Source organism: Ruegeria sp. SATB045, assembly GCF_059613525.1.
In genome coordinates this window covers 1-16,382 of the sequence record NZ_JBXWSR010000019.1, presented here as the reverse complement: position 1 = coordinate 16,382, position 16,382 = coordinate 1, and the positions used below count along the sequence as shown (strand labels likewise).

Genomic DNA, 16,382 nt, shown 5'->3' with positions numbered 1-16,382 from the left:
AATTGGGTCAAAACAAAAGCGAATGGCTGATCATGTCGCTTTTACCCCTATTGCGACGTAATCCACGTCTGGTGACTCCGGCTGTTCCGGTAACACAATGTCCAACGTGAACATGTTTAACGGGATCATCTCATGACAGAGGCAAACACCCGACGCAGAGCCAGAAGCGGTGGCGGAGCCGCCCGCCGGGCCGAGCGTACCGCGGTTCGTATCGAAACGGCGAAGTATATCGAGCGCAACATTCCGAATTTTGAAGTTCTGAACGAGGAAGCGCTAGAAATTATCGAAAGCAACGCTGAAACCATTCTGGCCGAGGTTGGCGTCAACTTTGTCGACAACCCCGCTGCACTAGAGCGCTGGAAGAACGCCGGTGCCGACATTGATGGCGAGCGTGTGCGTATCCCCCGAGGGTTGGCGCGTGAACTGATCAAAACCGCGCCCAGCGAATTCACGCAGCACGCGCGAAACCCCGAAAAATCGGTGGTTGTCGGCGGCCGCAAACTGGTTCTTGCACCAGTTTATGGCCCTCCATTTGTGCGTGATGCTCAGGGTGGTCGTCGTTATGCGACCATGGATGATTTCAACAAGTTCGTGAAACTGGCCTACATGTCCAAGTGGTTGCACCACTCGGGTGGTACGGTCTGCGAACCGACAGATGTGCCGGTGAACAAGCGCCACCTGGATATGTTGATGGCGCACATGACTTTGTCGGACAAACCCTTCATGGGTTCGGTTACTGATCCAAGCCGCGCGCAGGACTCGGTCGAGATGTGCGAGATTCTGTTCGGTAAAGAGTTCGTGCAGGAAAACACCGTCATGACCTCGTTGACCAACATCAACTCGCCGATGACCTTCGACGATGTGATGATGGGCTCGCTGGAGGTGTACGCCGCGAACAATCAAGCCTGCATCATTTCGCCCTTCATCGTGGGCGGTGCGATGGCTCCGGTTTCGGTAGCGGGGACGCTGACGCAAGTTCTGGCCGAGGTTCTGGCCGGTGTCGCCTATAGCCAGATCATCCGTCCCGGCGCACCAGCGATCTTTGGCGCGTTTGTGTCGTCGATTGACATGAATTCGGGCGCGCCAACCTTCGGGACGCCTGAGGCGTCTTTGGTTACCTATGGTGCGGGTCAGTTGGCGCGACGCCTTGGGTTGCCATACCGGTCAGCAGGGTCGTTCTGCGGCTCGAAACTGCCTGACGCGCAGGCCGCATATGAAACCGCGAACTCGCTGAACATGGGGCTGATGGCCGGTGTTAACTTTATGCTGCATTCCTGCGGCTGGCTGGAAGGTGGTCTGGTGGCGGACTTTGAAAAGTTCGTCATGGATGCTGACCAGTTGGGTGTTCTGCACGGCGTGGCCAAAGGCGTCGCCTTTGACGACAACGCACAGGCGATGGATGCGATCCGCGAAGTGGGCCCCGGTGGTCACTACCTTGGCTGCGCCCACACGCAGGCCAACTTCAAGGACGCGTTCTGGAAATCGGAACTGCTTGACTACAAGCCATTCGAGACCTGGGAAGATGAAGGCGGTCGGGATACACGGCAACTGGCCACTTCGCGGGTCGAACATCTGCTGGCAAACTACCAGCAGCCGCAGCTCGACCCGGCGATCCATGCCGCTCTGAATGAGTATATCGAGAAGAAAAAGGCCTCTATGCCGGATGCCTTTGCCTGATCACTGATATTGCGCGGCGCGGCTGGCCTTGTACAGCTGCGCCTCGCCCAGTAACGCGATCAACAGGTCCAGATGGCGGACCAGAGAATAGGCGGCGTCTTCGGCCAGCCTTTGCGCGTTTACATCTTTCTCCTTTTCCATCAACTGCATGAGTGCCGCGCCAGATCCGGGCAGTGTACCATAGCCCAACAGACGTTGAAGATGACGATCTCGATCGTAGTCCTGCGCTCCGTGTTTTGCAGCCCGCGCAAGCAAACGAGGGCGGCGAAGGGCAGCTATCATGGTCATCAGGTCCTGCATGTCGGGGTTCCTTGGTCCGAGTAAAAGTTGCCCTCTTTGTCACACAACCTAAGCGGGCGTTGCCTTAACAGCATTCCCTCCGAACGATGGTTTCATGAGTGTTTATGATTTTGAAGCAAATCTGGTTTTCGTCCCTGTTGGTTAACGAACGAGTAACGAAAGCGGCTCTAGTTAGAATTGGTTAACACATTTATCGGGGGCGATTGGGAACGGAATTGTTTTGTCGACGAGGGCAAGTAACTATGGAAAATAACGTGGCTTTTACCATTCCGGCTTGGGTACCCGAAGGGGCGCAGAGGTATCTCGCGCATACCGAAACCGGTCAGTCGATCCGCGATATAGCGCGGTCAGCGGGGTGCCATGCGTCGACCATACTCAGACAAATTCGCCGGATTGAGATGCGGCGAGACGATCCGCTGGTGGATGCTGCGCTTCAGACGCTGGCGGAAGCTCATTTTTCGGACACAGCTCAACAGAGTTGCACCTTTCCGGCCGCTCAGGAAGTCGATCTTGCTGCGGCCGAGGAAAAATTCAATCGAGAGGCGATGCGCGTTCTCAGGCGGCTTTGCGAAACTGGGTCAGTTCTAGCCGTGGCCGAAGAAATGGATAAGGCCGTTGTAGTGCGCGATGCGGGTGACAGCGGTACCACGCGTACGGCTGTAGTGGATTGCAAAACCGCTCAAGCCTTGGCTTTGAAGGACTGGATCACGTGCGATAACCCCGGACGAATTTCACGTTATCGGATTTCGACTTCGGGTCGTGCTGCGCTAAGCCAGCTTGTGGCCGAGGCGGAAAACAAGGCACGTAACCGAAATGATTTCGGGTTGGCCGAGGCACAAGCGCCGTTTCAGCCGGCCTCATCCCTTGCGCAAGTGGGCGCTACAAAGACAGAACGTCCGCGGCGCATACGGTACAGCGCCGCTGAAAGCCCTCTGATCGCCTTGGCGCGGCGTCGGGATCGGGACGGAAAGCCTTTTCTGGACGAAGCACTGGTTCGGGCGGGTGAGAGGCTGCGTGAGGATTTTGAACTTGCTCAGATCGGTCCTCAGGTCGCGCAGAACTGGGATCATTTCCTGACGGCAGGAGGGCGCGGCAGTTTTGGCGCGGGTGTGAAGGACGGGCGGGGCTCTTCCGATGCGCGCGATCGGGTCGAACGGGCTCTGTCCGATCTGGGGCCGGGCCTCAGCGATGTTGCACTGCGCTGCTGTTGTTATCTGGAGGGTTTGGAACTGGCCGAGAAACGCATGGGGTGGTCTGCACGCTCGGGCAAAATTGTGCTGCGGATTGCACGTCAACGGTTGAAACGCCACTATGAGAGCCAAGCCGAAAAGAGCCGGATGATAGGCTAGCGCGATAATTTGCGGTTGCGGATAATGCGCATTGAGATAATCAGGGGTTATGAATTTTACGCTCCGACAACTTCAATATTTCAGCGCAGTGGCCGAACAGCGAAATTTCGGCAGGGCGGCGCAGAAATGCAACGTGTCACAACCCGCCCTGTCAGTGCAGATCAAAACGCTTGAGGAAACGCTGGGCGGCCCGCTGTTTGAACGACAAGCGCGCGACATCCTGTTAACCCCGTTGGGGCGGGATGTTCTGGACTATGCGCAGCAGGTTTTGGGGGCCGCTAGTCGTCTCGACCAGTTTGCTCGAGATCATTCGGGCGGTCACCGTTCGTTGTCGATCGGGATCATCCCGACGATTGCACCCTATATTCTGCCCGGTGTCTTAGCAGGATTGCGGACGATGGACGTTTCGTTGCGCGTGCAGATTCGCGAGGCGCGAACCGATCGACTGTTGGACATGCTACGGGCTGGTGACATTGATGCGGGGGTCATGGCTCTGCCCTCGGGCGGCTCTGAGTTGTTCGAGCAGCCTTTGTTCGAAGACAGGTTTTTACTGGCGGGCAGTGCTGGCCGGTTGGAAACCATGCAGCGCGACACCGAGGCTTTGCGACCGGTGGACCTTCAAACCACTCAGTTGATGCTTTTGGACGACGGGCATTGCCTGACAGATCAAGCGCTTGAGGTCTGCGGTCAGGACCGCAGCAGCGGCTTGATTAATATGGGAGCTTCTTCGCTGGCGACATTGTCGCGTCTTGTTGCCGAGGGATTTGGTTTGACCTTGATGCCGGAACTGGCCGCGCAGGCCGAGATTGGTGCTGTGCGAGGTCTAAGCTTAAAGCGTTTCGGCGCACCACAACCCTTCCGGACTGTAGGGTTGGTGCGTCGGATTTCTACCCGGGGTGAAGACTGGTTTGACAGTCTGGCCGGGGTCATCCGAGCCGTCGGAACGGATATCGTTTCAGCCACGCGGACATGAAAAGACCCGCCAACAGGGCGGGTCTTGCAGAGGTACTCAAAGTCGCGATCAGGCCAGAGTTAGCTCTTTCTCTGCTTCCAGATGCGTCATCAGATTTTCCGGAGATGATACGCCATAGGGGTCTTCGGGGCAGTTATCCATCAGTCCGGGCTCTTCGAACCACGCTTCGACAACGCCGTCGGTGATGATGGCCGCATAGCGCCACGAACGCATTCCGAATCCCAGATTGTCTTTGTCGACCAGCATCCCCATCTTTCGTGTGAACTCACCCGATCCATCGGGAATGACCTTGACGTTCTTCAAGCCCTGATCTTGCGCCCATTTGTTCATGACAAAGCTGTCATTGACCGACATGCAGTAGATCTCATCAATGCCGTTTTCCTTGAAGTCGGCAAAGCCGTTTTCAAAACCGGGCAGTTGGTAGGTCGAGCAGGTGGGCGTGAATGCACCTGGCAACGAGAACAGGATCACGCGCTTGCCGGCGAAGTAATCTGCGGTGGTCTTGTCTTCCCAGCGATAGGGGTTGGGGCCTTCGACGGCCTCGTCACGCACTCGGGTGCGGAAGGTCACTTTCGGCAGCTCGGTCCCGGTCTTCATGTTCAAATTCCTGTGATTCCTGTGTGAATTGAGGCGGATTTAAAACAGTTCTAAATGTGCTTCAATGGGCTTGTTTTCGCAGATGCGAATTTTCTGATATTTATTGGAAGACGCGGAAATATCGCGATAATCGACGAAATCAGTACAGTCAGTATTCTGCAGATGCATGGTGCGCGGTCATGGCAGCTATGCACGGGTGGGCTAGCTTGTTACACAGGAATGTACTAAATCCCACCCAAGTGACCCTAAGTCAGGAAAGCCGCCGTGCGTGATCTGAAGATCCCCGAACAACGTCATCCCGAAAAAGCGCATCGTCAGGACAATGCGCAGCCGAAAAAACCGAAATGGATTCGGGTGCGGGCACCGGGGGGCAAGGGCTATGCAGAAACGCACAAGATTATGCGTGAAAACAATTTGGTCACCGTCTGCGAAGAAGCCGGGTGCCCCAATGTCGGTGAATGCTGGAGCCAGGGCCACGCCACCATGATGATCATGGGCGAAATCTGTACCCGTGGCTGCACCTTCTGCAACATCGCCACTGGCCGCCCTGATGAACTGGACGCGTTCGAGCCGGGCCGCGTGGCCCATGCGGTGCAAAAGCTGGGGCTAAACCACGTGGTTATCACTTCGGTGGACCGTGATGATCTTGCCGATGGTGGGGCCGAGCATTTTGCGCAGACCATCCGCGCCGTGCGTCATCGCTCGCCCAAGACCACGATCGAGATTCTGACCCCCGATTTTCTGAAGTGTGATCCTGCGGTTCTGGAAACCGTGGTCGAGGCCAAGCCGGATGTGTTCAACCACAATCTGGAAACCGTTCCCGGCCTCTATCCGCAAGTTCGCCCCGGTGCGCGCTATTTCCACAGCCTGCGCCTGTTGCAGCGTGTTAAAGAGATGGACCCCTCGATCTTCACCAAATCCGGCATCATGGTTGGTCTGGGTGAGGGCGAGCAAGAGGTTCGGCAGGTTATGGATGACATGCGCGCTGCCGATATCGATTTCCTGACCATTGGCCAATACCTACAGCCGACGCCAAAACATCACGGTGTTGACCGCTTTGTAACGCCCGAGGAGTTCGCTTCATACGAGAAGGCTGCTTTTGGTAAAGGTTTCCTGATGGTATCGGCGACTCCGCTAACACGTTCGTCATATCACGCAGGTGACGACTTTGCGCGCCTGCGTGACGCTCGTCAGGCAAAGCTCGAACAAGGGTGAGCCCCGAGGCGTTGGCCCGGCTGACCCGGCTGCGGCACGAATTGCATCAATATCCTGAATTGTCCGGGCAGGAGGCCGAAACGGCCGCCCGGATCGCTGATGAATTGCGCGCGCGCGATGCCGATCAGGTATTGACCGGGATCGGCGGGCATGGCGTGGCTGGAATATTCGACAGCGGCCAGCCCGGGCCCACAGTGGCGATAAGGTGCGAGTTGGACGGGCTGCCGATTCAGGAAATATCGGATGCAGGCTATGCCTCGCGCGTGGTGGGCAAGGGGCATCTGTGTGGACATGATGGCCATATGGTCATGGTTCTGGGCGTAGCTGATCATCTGGCGGAGACCCGCCCGAAAAGGGGCCGGGTGGTTCTGATCTTTCAACCCGCCGAGGAGACCGGGCAGGGGGCTGCAGGCTTTCGCGCTCATCCCCAGTTCGCGTCCATCGCGCCGGACCATGTATTTTCGTTGCACAATCTGCCCGGCCTCGCGCTGGGTGAGGTGTCGTTGTGTGCAGGCCCTGCCAACTGTGCGTCACGTGGGATGAGAGTGGTGCTTAAGGGTAAGACCTCGCACGCAGCGGAACCGCAGGATGGAGTCTCTCCGGCAAAAGCGCTTGCGTCTTTGATTCCGCAACTGGCAGGTTTGGGATCGGGCGGCGCACTGAATGCCGATTTCGCCCTTACCACTGTGACTCATGCCCGGCTGGGCGAACCCACGTTTGGCGTGGCCCCGGGCGAGGCCGAGCTGTGGGTGACGCTGCGCACCGTATCCGACGCTCGGATGCAGAACCTGATTGCTGAAGCCGAAGGGCTTGTCACTCAAACCGCAGAAACCCAGGGTCTTGCGGTTGAAATCACCTATGAGGATGTGTTCGAGGCCTGCACAAACAACGCGCAGGCGGTAGCCACTGTAGCTGAGGCCTGCGCCGCGCTCGGCGTTCCTTGTACTTTTACGACAGAACCCCAGAAATTTTCCGAGGACTTCGGCCAGTTTGGCAAAAGCGCCGCGGCGGCGATGTTTTGGCTGGGTGCCGGACAAACGCACCCGCAATTGCACAACCCGGACTATGATTTTCCGGATGCGCTGATCCCTGTAGGGGTAGATGTATTCAGTGCGGTAATTCGATCTCTTGTAGGCTGAGCCCTCAGTTTACAAGATCACCGACGATTCCAACGGCATCAATAACTGTCTTTGTGTCATCGGATATCGACAGGATTTCGTCGTCTACGCGGATATACCTCTGACCGGCGGGCAGGGGTTTCAACTTCCAACCATCCAGATCGTCAAGATAGTCAAAATCCAAGTCATTAGGGATTTTCTGACCTCGCGTATAGCGCTTGATTTGTCCGGGCGGTACACCGACGCCTTTATTTGTTTTTAGCGACTTTTCAATTTTCGACTTGTCGGGGCCTTTACCTTTGCCTTTGTTGTCTTTTGCATCCGCAATTCCAACTGTTGCGCCTAGCGCGAAAGCCGCCAGAATCCCAATAGACAGTGTTTTCATATGTATAAAACCTCCCAAAGTACTCGAATGGTAGTCTCTTGCTGGGAGAAATGTCCAATAATATTCCAATAGATGAATTTTTAGGAAGCTTAACCACTGCTACTTGCACAAGATGGATAGGTCAGAAGGCCGCTCAGTCTTCGACAAATCGAACCTTACCGATAAACGGCAGGTTGCGATTGCGCTGCGCGTAGTCGATGCCGTAGCCCACGACAAACTCATCAGGTATTTCAAACCCGATCCAGTCTGAGCGGAAATCGACCTCGCGCCTGCTGGGCTTGTCGAGCAAGGCGATGGATTTCAGCCGCGCGGGTTTACGGCTGCGCAACAGTTTGGTCACGTGGTTCAGGGTATGGCCAGTATCGACGATATCTTCGACGACCAGCACATCGCGTCCTTCAATTGCGCCGCGCAAGTCCTTGAGAATGCGTACTTCACGGCTGCTCTCCATCGAGTCGCCGTACGAGGACGCCTCAAGGAAATCCACCTCGATTGGCAGATCCAGTTCGCGCACCAGATCTGCGATGAACACAAAACTGCCGCGCAACAGACCCACAACAACCAACTTGTCGGTGTTGCCGAATTCCTGCGTGATCTCGCGGCAAAGTTCTTCGATCCGGGCGGCGATGGCCTTGGCCGAGATCATCTCATCTATCACATATGCGCGGTCTGTCATCACTGCCCCCTTGATCTTTGGCGCGCAACATACGACATGACGCGCCATTGTCACCTGCAAATAGCGGACCGCCATGCCGACCCATTCCGAGACACGTCACCTGCCGTATACCGCTCAGCAGATGTATGACCTTGTCGCAGATGTGGCGAAATATCCGCAGTTTTTGCCGTGGTGCGCGGCGGCCCGGATCAGGCGCACTTATGCGGCGGGCGAGGCCCAGGTGCTGGAGGCCGATCTTGTGATTTCCTTCAAAGTGTTCCGCGAACGGTTCGGCAGCCGTGTGACGCTACACGCCGAGGATCGCCGGATCGACACCGAGTATCTGGACGGGCCGTTCAAATACATGAAATCCGACTGGCGGTTCGAAGACGCGGCTGATGGGGGCTGCAACATCTCGTTCCATGTGGATTTCGAGTTCAAGAATGCCATCCTGCAGGGCATCATCGGCGTCGTGTTCAACGAGGCCATGCAGCGGGTGGTCAAAGCCTTCGAGGCCCGCGCCGCAGATTTGTACAGCTGAGGCTTTACCCATTCCCGGCGCACGCTAGACTGCGCCGCATGAGTGATTTTACCAACGCCTTGGCCGGGTTCGCGGCCAGTCCCGTATCTACGTCGCAGCAGGCTCGGATTGTAACGTCTTTGTCCGTTCTGGATTGGCTGGCCGTAGGGCGGGCTGGAGAAGACGAGCCCGTTTCGAAATCCGTACGCGCGCTGGTTCTTGACGAGGGCGGCGAAGCACAGGCGCATCTGTTCGGCGGTGGGGCCGCGCCCTTGCGAGGTGCGGCACTGGTTAACGGGACGGTGTCCCATGCGCTGGATTATGACGACACGCATTTCGCCTATATCGGGCATCCGTCCGTGGCTATTCTGCCTGTGGCCCTTGCGGTCGGCGAGTGGGATGACCGCATTCTGGTAGATGTCCTCGAGGCGGCTTTGGTGGGGATGGAGATCTCGATCCGCGTGGGCCTGTGGTTGGGGCGCGACCATTATCAGGCCGGGTTTCATCAGACCGCGACCGCCGGGGCATTTGGGGCAGCTGTCGCAGCGGGCCGAATCCTTCGGTTCGATGAGGGTCAGATGCGCAAGGTTCTGGGTCTGACGGCCACACGTGCGGCGGGGCTCAAGGCGCAGTTCGGGACGATGGGCAAACCCTATAACGCCGGGCTTGCCGCCTCTGCCGGGGTCGAGGCGGCGCTACTGATCGCCAAAGGGTTCGACCCTAACGCGGATGCGCTAGAGGGCCCCCGTGGGTTCGGGGCTACGCATCAGGGGCAAGGTGACGCACAACCTGCGCTGGACGGATTGGGTGATGACTGGCTGTTTGAATCCGTCAGCCACAAGTTCCACGCCTGCTGCCACGGTTTGCACGCGGCACTTGAGGCCGCGCGCGCGTTGGACATTGCAGAACCCGAAGTGGCCGAGATCGCGGTTAAGACCCATCCGCGCTGGATGAGCGTGTGCAACCAGATGTCTCCGACCACCGGGCTGGGCGCAAAGTTCTCATATCGGACAGTGATTGCGATGCAGGCGCTGGGATATGACACCGCCTTGCCCGCCAGCTATTCCGAGAAAACCTGCGCCGATCCGCGCCTGACATCGCTGCGCGACCGCGTCACGGTTGAGGAGGATGAAACGCTGTCCGAGACGCAAGCCCACCTGACCCTGTTGCGCCGTGACGGCGCGCGCAAAGAGGCCAGTCATGATCTTCTGACCCCGTTGCCCTTGTCCGAGCGTGAGGATCGGGTGCGTGGCAAGGCTGCCAAGCTGATCGGAGGTGACGAGGCGGACGCGATCTGGTCGATGCTGCGCACCGGAGGCCGCGCCCGCGATCTGGCGGCATTGCTAGCGGATTAGACCACGCGCCAATGCAGCGGGAATCCTGGGTCGAACACCGTGACAGGCCCGTCACCAGAGTCGATTTTTTCGGGATACACGACCGGTTCGCCCTTGGTTAGTGTGATCGTGTCCTCATTCACCGGCAGGCCATAGAAACCGGGGCCATTGAGCGAGGTGAACCCTTCCAGCTTGTCCAACGCCCCTTCACGGTCGAACATCTCGGCCACTAGTGACATCGTGTTCGTCGCGGTGAAGCACCCGGCACAGCCACAGGCCATTTCCTTGTTCGCATCCGTATGCGGCGCGCTGTCGGTGCCCAAAAAGAACCTTGCATCACCCGAGGTCGCAGCAGCCAAAAGCGCCAGCCGGTGTTCTTCGCGCTTGGCGACGGGCAGGCAGTAGTAATGCGGTTTGATCCCGCCAACCAGAATATGGTTACGGTTGATGATCAGGTGATGGGCCGTGATCGTTGCGCCCAGATCGGTGTCATTGGCCTTGACGTAGTCCACACCGTTTGCGGTGGTGATATGCTCCATCACCACGCGCAAGCCGGGGGTCGACTTACGGATCGGGTCCAGAACACGGTCGATAAACACGGCCTCGCGGTCGAAAATGTCGATATCCGCATCCGTGACCTCGCCATGCACACACATGGGCAGGCCAATCTCGGCCATCTTTTCCAGCACCGGGCGTATCTTGCCGAAATCCCTCACGCCCGAGGCCGAATTGGTCGTGGCCCCAGCCGGATACAGCTTGCACGCTTTGATCAGCCCGCTGGCTTGGGCTGCGGCGACGTCTTCGGCATCCGTGTCCTCGGTCAGATAGAGGGTCATCAGCGGCTCAAACGTCATGCCTTCGGGCAAGGCGGCCAGAATGCGGTCGCGATAGGCGGCGGCCTGATCGCCGCGCACCACGGGCGGCACGAGGTTCGGCATGATGATCGCGCGGGCGAAATGACGCGCGGTTTCGGGCAGGACGGCCTCAAGCATCGCGCCATCGCGCAGATGCAGGTGCCAGTCGTCGGGGCGGCGGATCGTCAGGGTATCGGTCATGGCCCCCGGCTAGCACAGTGCGCGCAGCCGTGAAAGGCCCCGAATGCACGGCTGCCCCTTGTCAATATGCCCGAACGTCGTAACTCCTTGCAAAGCCCTGGTCTTGACGCGCGCCCGCCGTCGTGACCTCTTGTGCCCCGAGGGAGATCGCCATGACGCAGCCAAATTCCATCGACGCCGTTCAGACTATGCTGGGCGATCAGGGCTATGTCTGCGGGCGGGCCTTGGCCACGGTCGTCTTCCTGTCGCTGAAACTGGGCCGCCCGTTGTTTCTGGAGGGTGAGGCCGGGGTCGGCAAGACCGAGATCGCCAAGGCGCTGGCCGCCGGGCTGAACCGCCGCCTGATCCGACTGCAGTGTTACGAGGGGCTGGATGCGTCCTCGGCTGTCTACGAATGGAACTTCCCGGCGCAAATGGTGGCAATCCGCACCGCCGAAGCCTCGGGCGGCGCCGACAGGGGTGCCCTGCAATCCGAGCTGTTCTCGGACGACTACCTGATCGAACGCCCGCTGTTGCAGGCTATGCGCCCAGATGAACACGGCGCGCCGGTCCTGCTAATCGACGAACTTGACCGCACGGATGAACCGTTCGAGGCGTTCCTGCTGGAGGCGCTCAGCGATTTTCAGGTTACAATCCCCGAACTGGGCACTGTTAAAGCGCCCGAACCGCCCATTGTCATCGTCACCTCGAACCGCACGCGCGAGGTGCATGACGCCCTGAAACGCCGTTGCCTCTATCATTGGGTCGACTACCCCGATTTCGAGCGCGAGATCGAAATCCTCCACGCCCGCGCACCCGAAGCGGCACAGGAACTCAGCCGCGAAGTGGTGGCCTTCGTCCAGCATTTGCGCACCGAAGACCTGTTCAAGAAACCCGGCGTTGCAGAGACGATCGATTGGGCCAAATGCCTCCTGGCGCTTGATGTGATCAACCTCAGCCCCGAAGTGATCGGCGATACGCTGGGCGCGATCCTGAAGTACCAGGACGACATCCAGAAACTCCAAGGGTCTGAGGCAAAACGTATTCTGGACGAAGCCAAAGCCACGCTCGAACCGGTGTGATGGCGGAGCAGCTTCCCCTAGATATCCCAGATGACCCCAAACTGGCGCAGAACATCACCCATTTCGCGCGGGCCCTGCGCAAGGCGGGATTGCCCATAGGTACGGGCCGTGTTGTCGATGCCATCCGCGCGGTGCAGGCTGCCGGGTTCTCGGAAAAGCAGGATTTCTACTGGACCCTGCACGCCTGTTTCGTGAACCGTCCCGAACATCGCACAGTGTTCGCGCAGGTCTTTCGCATGTATTGGCGCGACCCGCGGTATATGGAGCATATGATGGCCATGATGCTGCCTGCGATCCGTGGTGTTCAGGAAGACCGCAAGGCCGACGCGGGCGAAAAGCGCGCGGCCGAGGCGCTGCTGGATGGTGTCGAACGCGATCAGCCAGAGACGCAAGACACGGGCGAAGAAACTGAGCTTGAGATCGACGCTTCTCAAACCGCCTCGTCCGAGGAACGCCTGCGCAGTCTGGACTTTGAACAGATGAGCACCGCCGAGATCGCTCAGGCCAAGCGCATATTGGCCCGTATGACGCTACCCGTAAAACCAATCGAATCCCGGCGCGGTCAAGCCAGCCATGTTGGGCAAAGGATAGACCGCGCCCGCACCTTGCGCGCCGCCATGCGCCAGGGCGGAGAGTTGCACGAAATCGCCCGTCAGAAACCCCGAACCCGCTGGCCAAATCTGGTGGTGCTGTGTGATATCTCGGGCTCGATGAGCCAATACAGCCGCATTATCCTTCATTTTCTGCACTCGGTCTCGAACGCGAAGGGCGCGGGATGGGCCAAGGTTCACGCGTTCACTTTCGGGACGCGGCTGACCAATATCACCCGCCACCTGCATCAGCGCGATGTGGACGCCGCTTTGGCCGCCGCTGGGGCGGAAGCGCAGGATTGGGAGGGCGGCACCCGCATCGGCGAATGCCTGCACGCGTTCAACCGCGACTGGTCGCGGCGCGTCATGGGGCAGGGTGCGGTGGTTCTGCTGATCTCGGACGGATTGGACCGGGGCGAACCGCAATCGCTGGGAAAAGAGATGGAGCGTCTGCACCTTTCCGCCCGCCGTCTGATCTGGCTGAACCCACTGCTGCGCTGGGACGGGTTTGCACCTAAGGCGCAGGGCGTGGCCGCGATGCTGCCGCATGTGGACAGCTTTCGGGCCGGGCATTCTATTGCCTCGCTCGAAGATCTGGCCGAGGTCATCTCGAAACCCGATGACATGGGTGAGAAAGCGCGGCTGATGACCGCGCTTTCGAGTTAGGGTTAACTCAGCTGTTCTTCATTGCACTTGCGGGCCATTTCCATGGCCTTGTAGGTGCCAGTCAGATCCACGGTGAAGGCAAATTCCTTCTCGGGGAAGACAAGCATCACCTTTTGCTTGGCAATGTCTTCAGCGAATTGGGGATCATTGGACAGAACGTAACCGCCCGAATACCCCTTGGTGATGTTACCCTTCATGCCGGTGGCTTCACCGATATAGAGGTTGTCGCCCAGCAGAATTGCCACAGCCTCGGTATCGCCGCGCTTGATGTCGGTTTTTTCTTTGGTGAAGACGCCCACATAGCCAACGCCGCGATCTTCGGTTAGCCCCATCTGAACCACGTTTTCGGAGTCATCTATAGCCTCAATCAGGCAGGATTTTTTGTCCTGATCAATGAATACCTTCCAGCCCTCGACCTCGCCATAGCGCAGGAATGTATCTGCACTGACTGCCGTGGATGCCAAAAGTCCGATTGCTGTTCCGAGTGCAAAAATGCGTTTCAACTCTTTGTCTCCCTTGTGAAAATTAAATATGCGCATACTGGAATGCAGTAGATGTATGTGTAGGCTAGAATCTGCTCTGTAGACAATCAATGCTTTGCAGAAAATGGTAAAAACTCAGCCAATTCGCGCCGAAGCCTGACTGCGGCGTCTGACCTTAAAGTCGGGGTTCCTTTTCATCTGGCCAAACCTGCCTATGTTGGGTCAAAGCACTATGGGAGGGCGCAATGGACAGATTCGACAACAGCCCAGAAACTGCGCTGCGCTGGTTCAGCAATGGCAAAAAGGCCGCGCTCGCCACCGTGGTTGAGACTTGGGGAAGCGCCCCGCGCCGTGTGGGCGCGCAGTTGGTCATTGGCGGCGATGGTCGTATCGAAGGCTCGGTTTCGGGCGGTTGTGTCGAAGGCGCTGTGATCGTCGAAGCGCTTGAGGCCATAGATGAAGGCGAAGCACGTCTGTTGGAATTTGGTGTCAGCGACGAAGATGCGTTCGCTGTTGGTCTGGCCTGTGGAGGGACGATTCGGGTGCTGGTCGAGCCCATCGGAAGCGTTCTGCTCGAACCCATGCTTCGTGATCTGGTCGAGGCGCGGGCCGCGCGAGAACCACTCGCCTATGAGGTCAATGTCGAGACCGGCCACCGCGCGCTGCGTCGCAACGCGTATGCCGACCGGCTGCGCATGGATCGCTCGGGGTTCGAAGAGGACGGCAAGACCTTTGTGGCTGTTCACAACCCACCTTTGCGCCTGATTGTCGTGGGTGCGGTTCATATTGCGCAGGCGCTGGTGCCGATGGCACGGATTGCAGGGTATGACCCCGCGATTATCGACCCACGGGATGCTTTTGCGTCCAGCGCCCGTTTTCCGGGTGAAAACATACTGACTGATTGGCCGGATGAGGCTGTTGCCAAGCTGGGTCTGGATTCGCGCACCGCTGTGGTGTTGTTGACCCACGACCCCAAGCTGGACGACCCGGCACTGGAATCAGCGTTGGCCGCCGGGGTGTTTTACATCGGTGCTCTGGGCTCGACCCGGACCCATGCCAAACGCGTGGCTCGTATGACCGAGGCCGGGTTCACCGAAGATCAGATTGCCCGCATTCATGGTCCGGTTGGTCTGGATATCGGGGCTGCCGATCCGTCCGAAATTGCAGTCGCCATATTGGCACAGATGACCGCCGTGTTACGAGGCAAAGCGTGAAGTTCGGTCCTGTCCCCGTTGCCGAGGCCGTCGGCACGATCCTAGCCCATTCGATCAAGGTCGGTGACCGTAAGCTGCGCAAAGGCATCGCGCTGACGGCAGACCACATCGAAGACCTGACCGAGGCTGGCTTTGGCTCCGTCACTGTCGCGCGACTTGAACCGGGTGACTGTCACGAGGATGAGGCCGCCCAGATGCTGGCTGCCGCTCTGGTTCCGAACCCAACCGAGGCGGGTTTACGCGTGACCCAACCTTTTACCGGTCGCGTGAATCTGCTGGCGGATGGACCGGGCGTCGCCGTGCTGGATGTTGAGGCGTTGGAGGCCTTCAATCGCGTCAACCCGATGATCACCGTGGCGACTGTTCCGCAATACCAGCAGATGGGCGAAGGCGGCATGGTGGCGACGATCAAGGTTATCTCTTATGCCGTGCCCGGAGGCGATGTGATGCACGCGGCACGTCTGGCGCAGGCATCGATCCGTATGGTCTCGCCGATCCACAAAACTGCGGGTCTAGTGGTGACTGATATTCCCGGCGGCCCGTCGAATGACAAAGGGATTGCCGCGATCAGGGGGCGTGTCGAAGCCTTGGGGATGGAACTGTCAGACGTTCGGATCGTCCCGCATCAGGCGGAACCTTTGTCCTTGGCTGTGTCCGACTCTGAAGGGGATATCGTCATGATCCTGACCGGCTCGGCCACGTCTGACGTGTACGACGTGGCACCCGAGGCGGTACGCGCCGCCGGAGGGCAAGTGGACCGGTTCGGAATGCCGGTCGACCCGGGCAACCTTCTGTTTCTCGGCGCGCTTGGCGACCGACCGGTGATTGGTCTGCCGGGCTGTGCACGTTCACCCGCGTTGAACGGCGCAGATTGGGTTTTGTCCCGCGTGGCCTGTGGGGTCGAAACAACAGGGCTTGATATCGCTGGAATGGGGGTCGGCGGCTTGCTGAAAGAGATCCCGACACGCCCGCAGCCCCGGTCTTCGCGAAAGCCCTGATGTGGTGGGCTCGCCCGACAATCCTCTGAACCGTCTCAGATTTTTGTTCTCAAATGAAAACCCGCGTGTTTAACTCGACCCGAGGAACAACACGAAACGGGAGGATTTCATGGCACAGGTTTCGATGACTGTGAACGGCGTAGCTGTGAGCGGTGATGTTGAGGGTCGGACGTTATTGTCTGGATTTTTGCGT

General features: G+C 58.6%; 17 protein-coding genes and 1 pseudogene. 12 read left to right on the top strand and 6 right to left on the bottom strand.

Going from position 1 to position 16,382, the window contains the following annotated elements; translation table 11 throughout:
• The first annotated feature begins 132 nt into the window (after nt 1-132).
• Nucleotides 133-1,677 (top strand): trimethylamine methyltransferase family protein, encoded by a 1,545-nt coding sequence (locus tag AC2FNR_RS05555; protein WP_496848345.1) that lies wholly within the window; start codon nt 133-135, stop codon nt 1,675-1,677.
• Here AC2FNR_RS05555 and AC2FNR_RS05550 read toward each other — a convergent pair whose 3' ends face one another.
• Entirely contained in the window at nt 1,678-1,977 is a 300-nt protein-coding gene (locus tag AC2FNR_RS05550) for a DUF6477 family protein (protein WP_496848344.1), read from the bottom strand.
• Between the two features lie 242 nt (nt 1,978-2,219).
• On the opposite strand from AC2FNR_RS05550, the gene AC2FNR_RS05545 reads away from it, so the two are divergent.
• The gene (locus AC2FNR_RS05545) at nt 2,220-3,326 is read left to right on the top strand and encodes a DUF6456 domain-containing protein (RefSeq protein WP_496848343.1); all 1,107 of its coding nucleotides are present in this window, start codon (nt 2,220-2,222) and stop codon (nt 3,324-3,326) included.
• Nucleotides 3,327-3,375: 49 nt separating this feature from the next.
• Nucleotides 3,376-4,299, top strand: coding sequence for a hydrogen peroxide-inducible genes activator (locus AC2FNR_RS05540; protein WP_496848342.1), 924 nt, complete (start codon nt 3,376-3,378; stop codon nt 4,297-4,299).
• Between the two features lie 48 nt (nt 4,300-4,347).
• Here the strand turns inward: AC2FNR_RS05540 and AC2FNR_RS05535 are convergent, their stop codons facing one another.
• Nucleotides 4,348-4,896: a peroxiredoxin gene (locus AC2FNR_RS05535; protein ID WP_496848341.1), complete on the bottom strand. Its 549-nt coding sequence runs from the start codon at nt 4,894-4,896 to the stop codon at nt 4,348-4,350.
• 264 nt (nt 4,897-5,160) lie between these two features.
• Here AC2FNR_RS05535 and lipA point away from each other — a divergent pair, with 264 nt between their 5' ends.
• Both lipA and AC2FNR_RS05525 read left to right on the top strand, forming a co-directional pair.
• The gene (gene lipA, locus AC2FNR_RS05530) at nt 5,161-6,111 is read left to right on the top strand and encodes a lipoyl synthase (RefSeq protein ID WP_170353094.1); all 951 of its coding nucleotides are present in this window, start codon (nt 5,161-5,163) and stop codon (nt 6,109-6,111) included.
• Complete coding sequence (locus AC2FNR_RS05525; protein ID WP_496848340.1) at nt 6,108-7,250, top strand: amidohydrolase; 1,143 nt, start codon at nt 6,108-6,110, stop codon at nt 7,248-7,250. Before lipA ends, AC2FNR_RS05525 begins: the two co-directional genes overlap by 4 nt.
• Before the next feature lie 4 nt (nt 7,251-7,254).
• Here AC2FNR_RS05525 and AC2FNR_RS05520 read toward each other — a convergent pair whose 3' ends face one another.
• A complete protein-coding gene (locus AC2FNR_RS05520) occupies nt 7,255-7,614 on the bottom strand; it encodes a hypothetical protein (protein ID WP_170353096.1) in 360 nt (119 codons plus the stop codon).
• Between the two features lie 133 nt (nt 7,615-7,747).
• Nucleotides 7,748-8,290 carry a hypoxanthine phosphoribosyltransferase gene (hpt, locus tag AC2FNR_RS05515; RefSeq protein WP_170353097.1) on the bottom strand — a complete coding sequence of 181 codons (543 nt, stop codon included), beginning with the start codon at nt 8,288-8,290 and terminating at the stop codon, nt 7,748-7,750.
• A 73-nt stretch (nt 8,291-8,363) separates the two neighbouring features.
• Here hpt and AC2FNR_RS05510 point away from each other — a divergent pair, with 73 nt between their 5' ends.
• A complete protein-coding gene (locus AC2FNR_RS05510; RefSeq protein WP_170353098.1) occupies nt 8,364-8,810 on the top strand; it encodes a type II toxin-antitoxin system RatA family toxin in 447 nt (148 codons plus the stop codon).
• Between the two features lie 38 nt (nt 8,811-8,848).
• A complete protein-coding gene (locus AC2FNR_RS05505) occupies nt 8,849-10,144 on the top strand; it encodes an MmgE/PrpD family protein (RefSeq protein ID WP_496848339.1) in 1,296 nt (431 codons plus the stop codon).
• Here AC2FNR_RS05505 and pyrC read toward each other — a convergent pair.
• The gene (pyrC, locus tag AC2FNR_RS05500) at nt 10,141-11,178 is read right to left on the bottom strand and encodes a dihydroorotase (protein ID WP_496848338.1); all 1,038 of its coding nucleotides are present in this window, start codon (nt 11,176-11,178) and stop codon (nt 10,141-10,143) included. The genes AC2FNR_RS05505 and pyrC overlap by 4 nt on opposite strands.
• Before the next feature lie 152 nt (nt 11,179-11,330).
• Here pyrC and AC2FNR_RS05495 point away from each other — a divergent pair, with 152 nt between their 5' ends.
• Nucleotides 11,331-12,239: an AAA family ATPase gene (locus AC2FNR_RS05495; protein WP_480502907.1), complete on the top strand. Its 909-nt coding sequence runs from the start codon at nt 11,331-11,333 to the stop codon at nt 12,237-12,239.
• A complete protein-coding gene (locus AC2FNR_RS05490; protein WP_496848337.1) occupies nt 12,239-13,495 on the top strand; it encodes a vWA domain-containing protein in 1,257 nt (418 codons plus the stop codon). Before AC2FNR_RS05495 ends, AC2FNR_RS05490 begins: the two co-directional genes overlap by 1 nt.
• A 2-nt stretch (nt 13,496-13,497) precedes the next feature.
• Here AC2FNR_RS05490 and AC2FNR_RS05485 read toward each other — a convergent pair whose 3' ends face one another.
• The gene (locus tag AC2FNR_RS05485; RefSeq protein ID WP_170353103.1) at nt 13,498-13,998 is read right to left on the bottom strand and encodes a hypothetical protein; all 501 of its coding nucleotides are present in this window, start codon (nt 13,996-13,998) and stop codon (nt 13,498-13,500) included.
• A gap of 224 nt (nt 13,999-14,222) precedes the next feature.
• Here AC2FNR_RS05485 and AC2FNR_RS05480 point away from each other — a divergent pair, with 224 nt between their 5' ends.
• The 3 genes and pseudogenes from AC2FNR_RS05480 to AC2FNR_RS05470 form a co-directional block, all read left to right on the top strand.
• Complete coding sequence (locus AC2FNR_RS05480) at nt 14,223-15,191, top strand: XdhC family protein (protein WP_496848336.1); 969 nt, start codon at nt 14,223-14,225, stop codon at nt 15,189-15,191.
• Nucleotides 15,188-16,189 carry a molybdopterin-binding protein gene (locus tag AC2FNR_RS05475; protein WP_496848335.1) on the top strand — a complete coding sequence of 334 codons (1,002 nt, stop codon included), beginning with the start codon at nt 15,188-15,190 and terminating at the stop codon, nt 16,187-16,189. The genes AC2FNR_RS05480 and AC2FNR_RS05475 overlap by 4 nt, the downstream gene beginning before the upstream one ends.
• Nucleotides 16,190-16,298: 109 nt before the next feature.
• Nucleotides 16,299-16,382, top strand: a pseudogene (locus AC2FNR_RS05470) ((2Fe-2S)-binding protein); the annotation flags it as partial.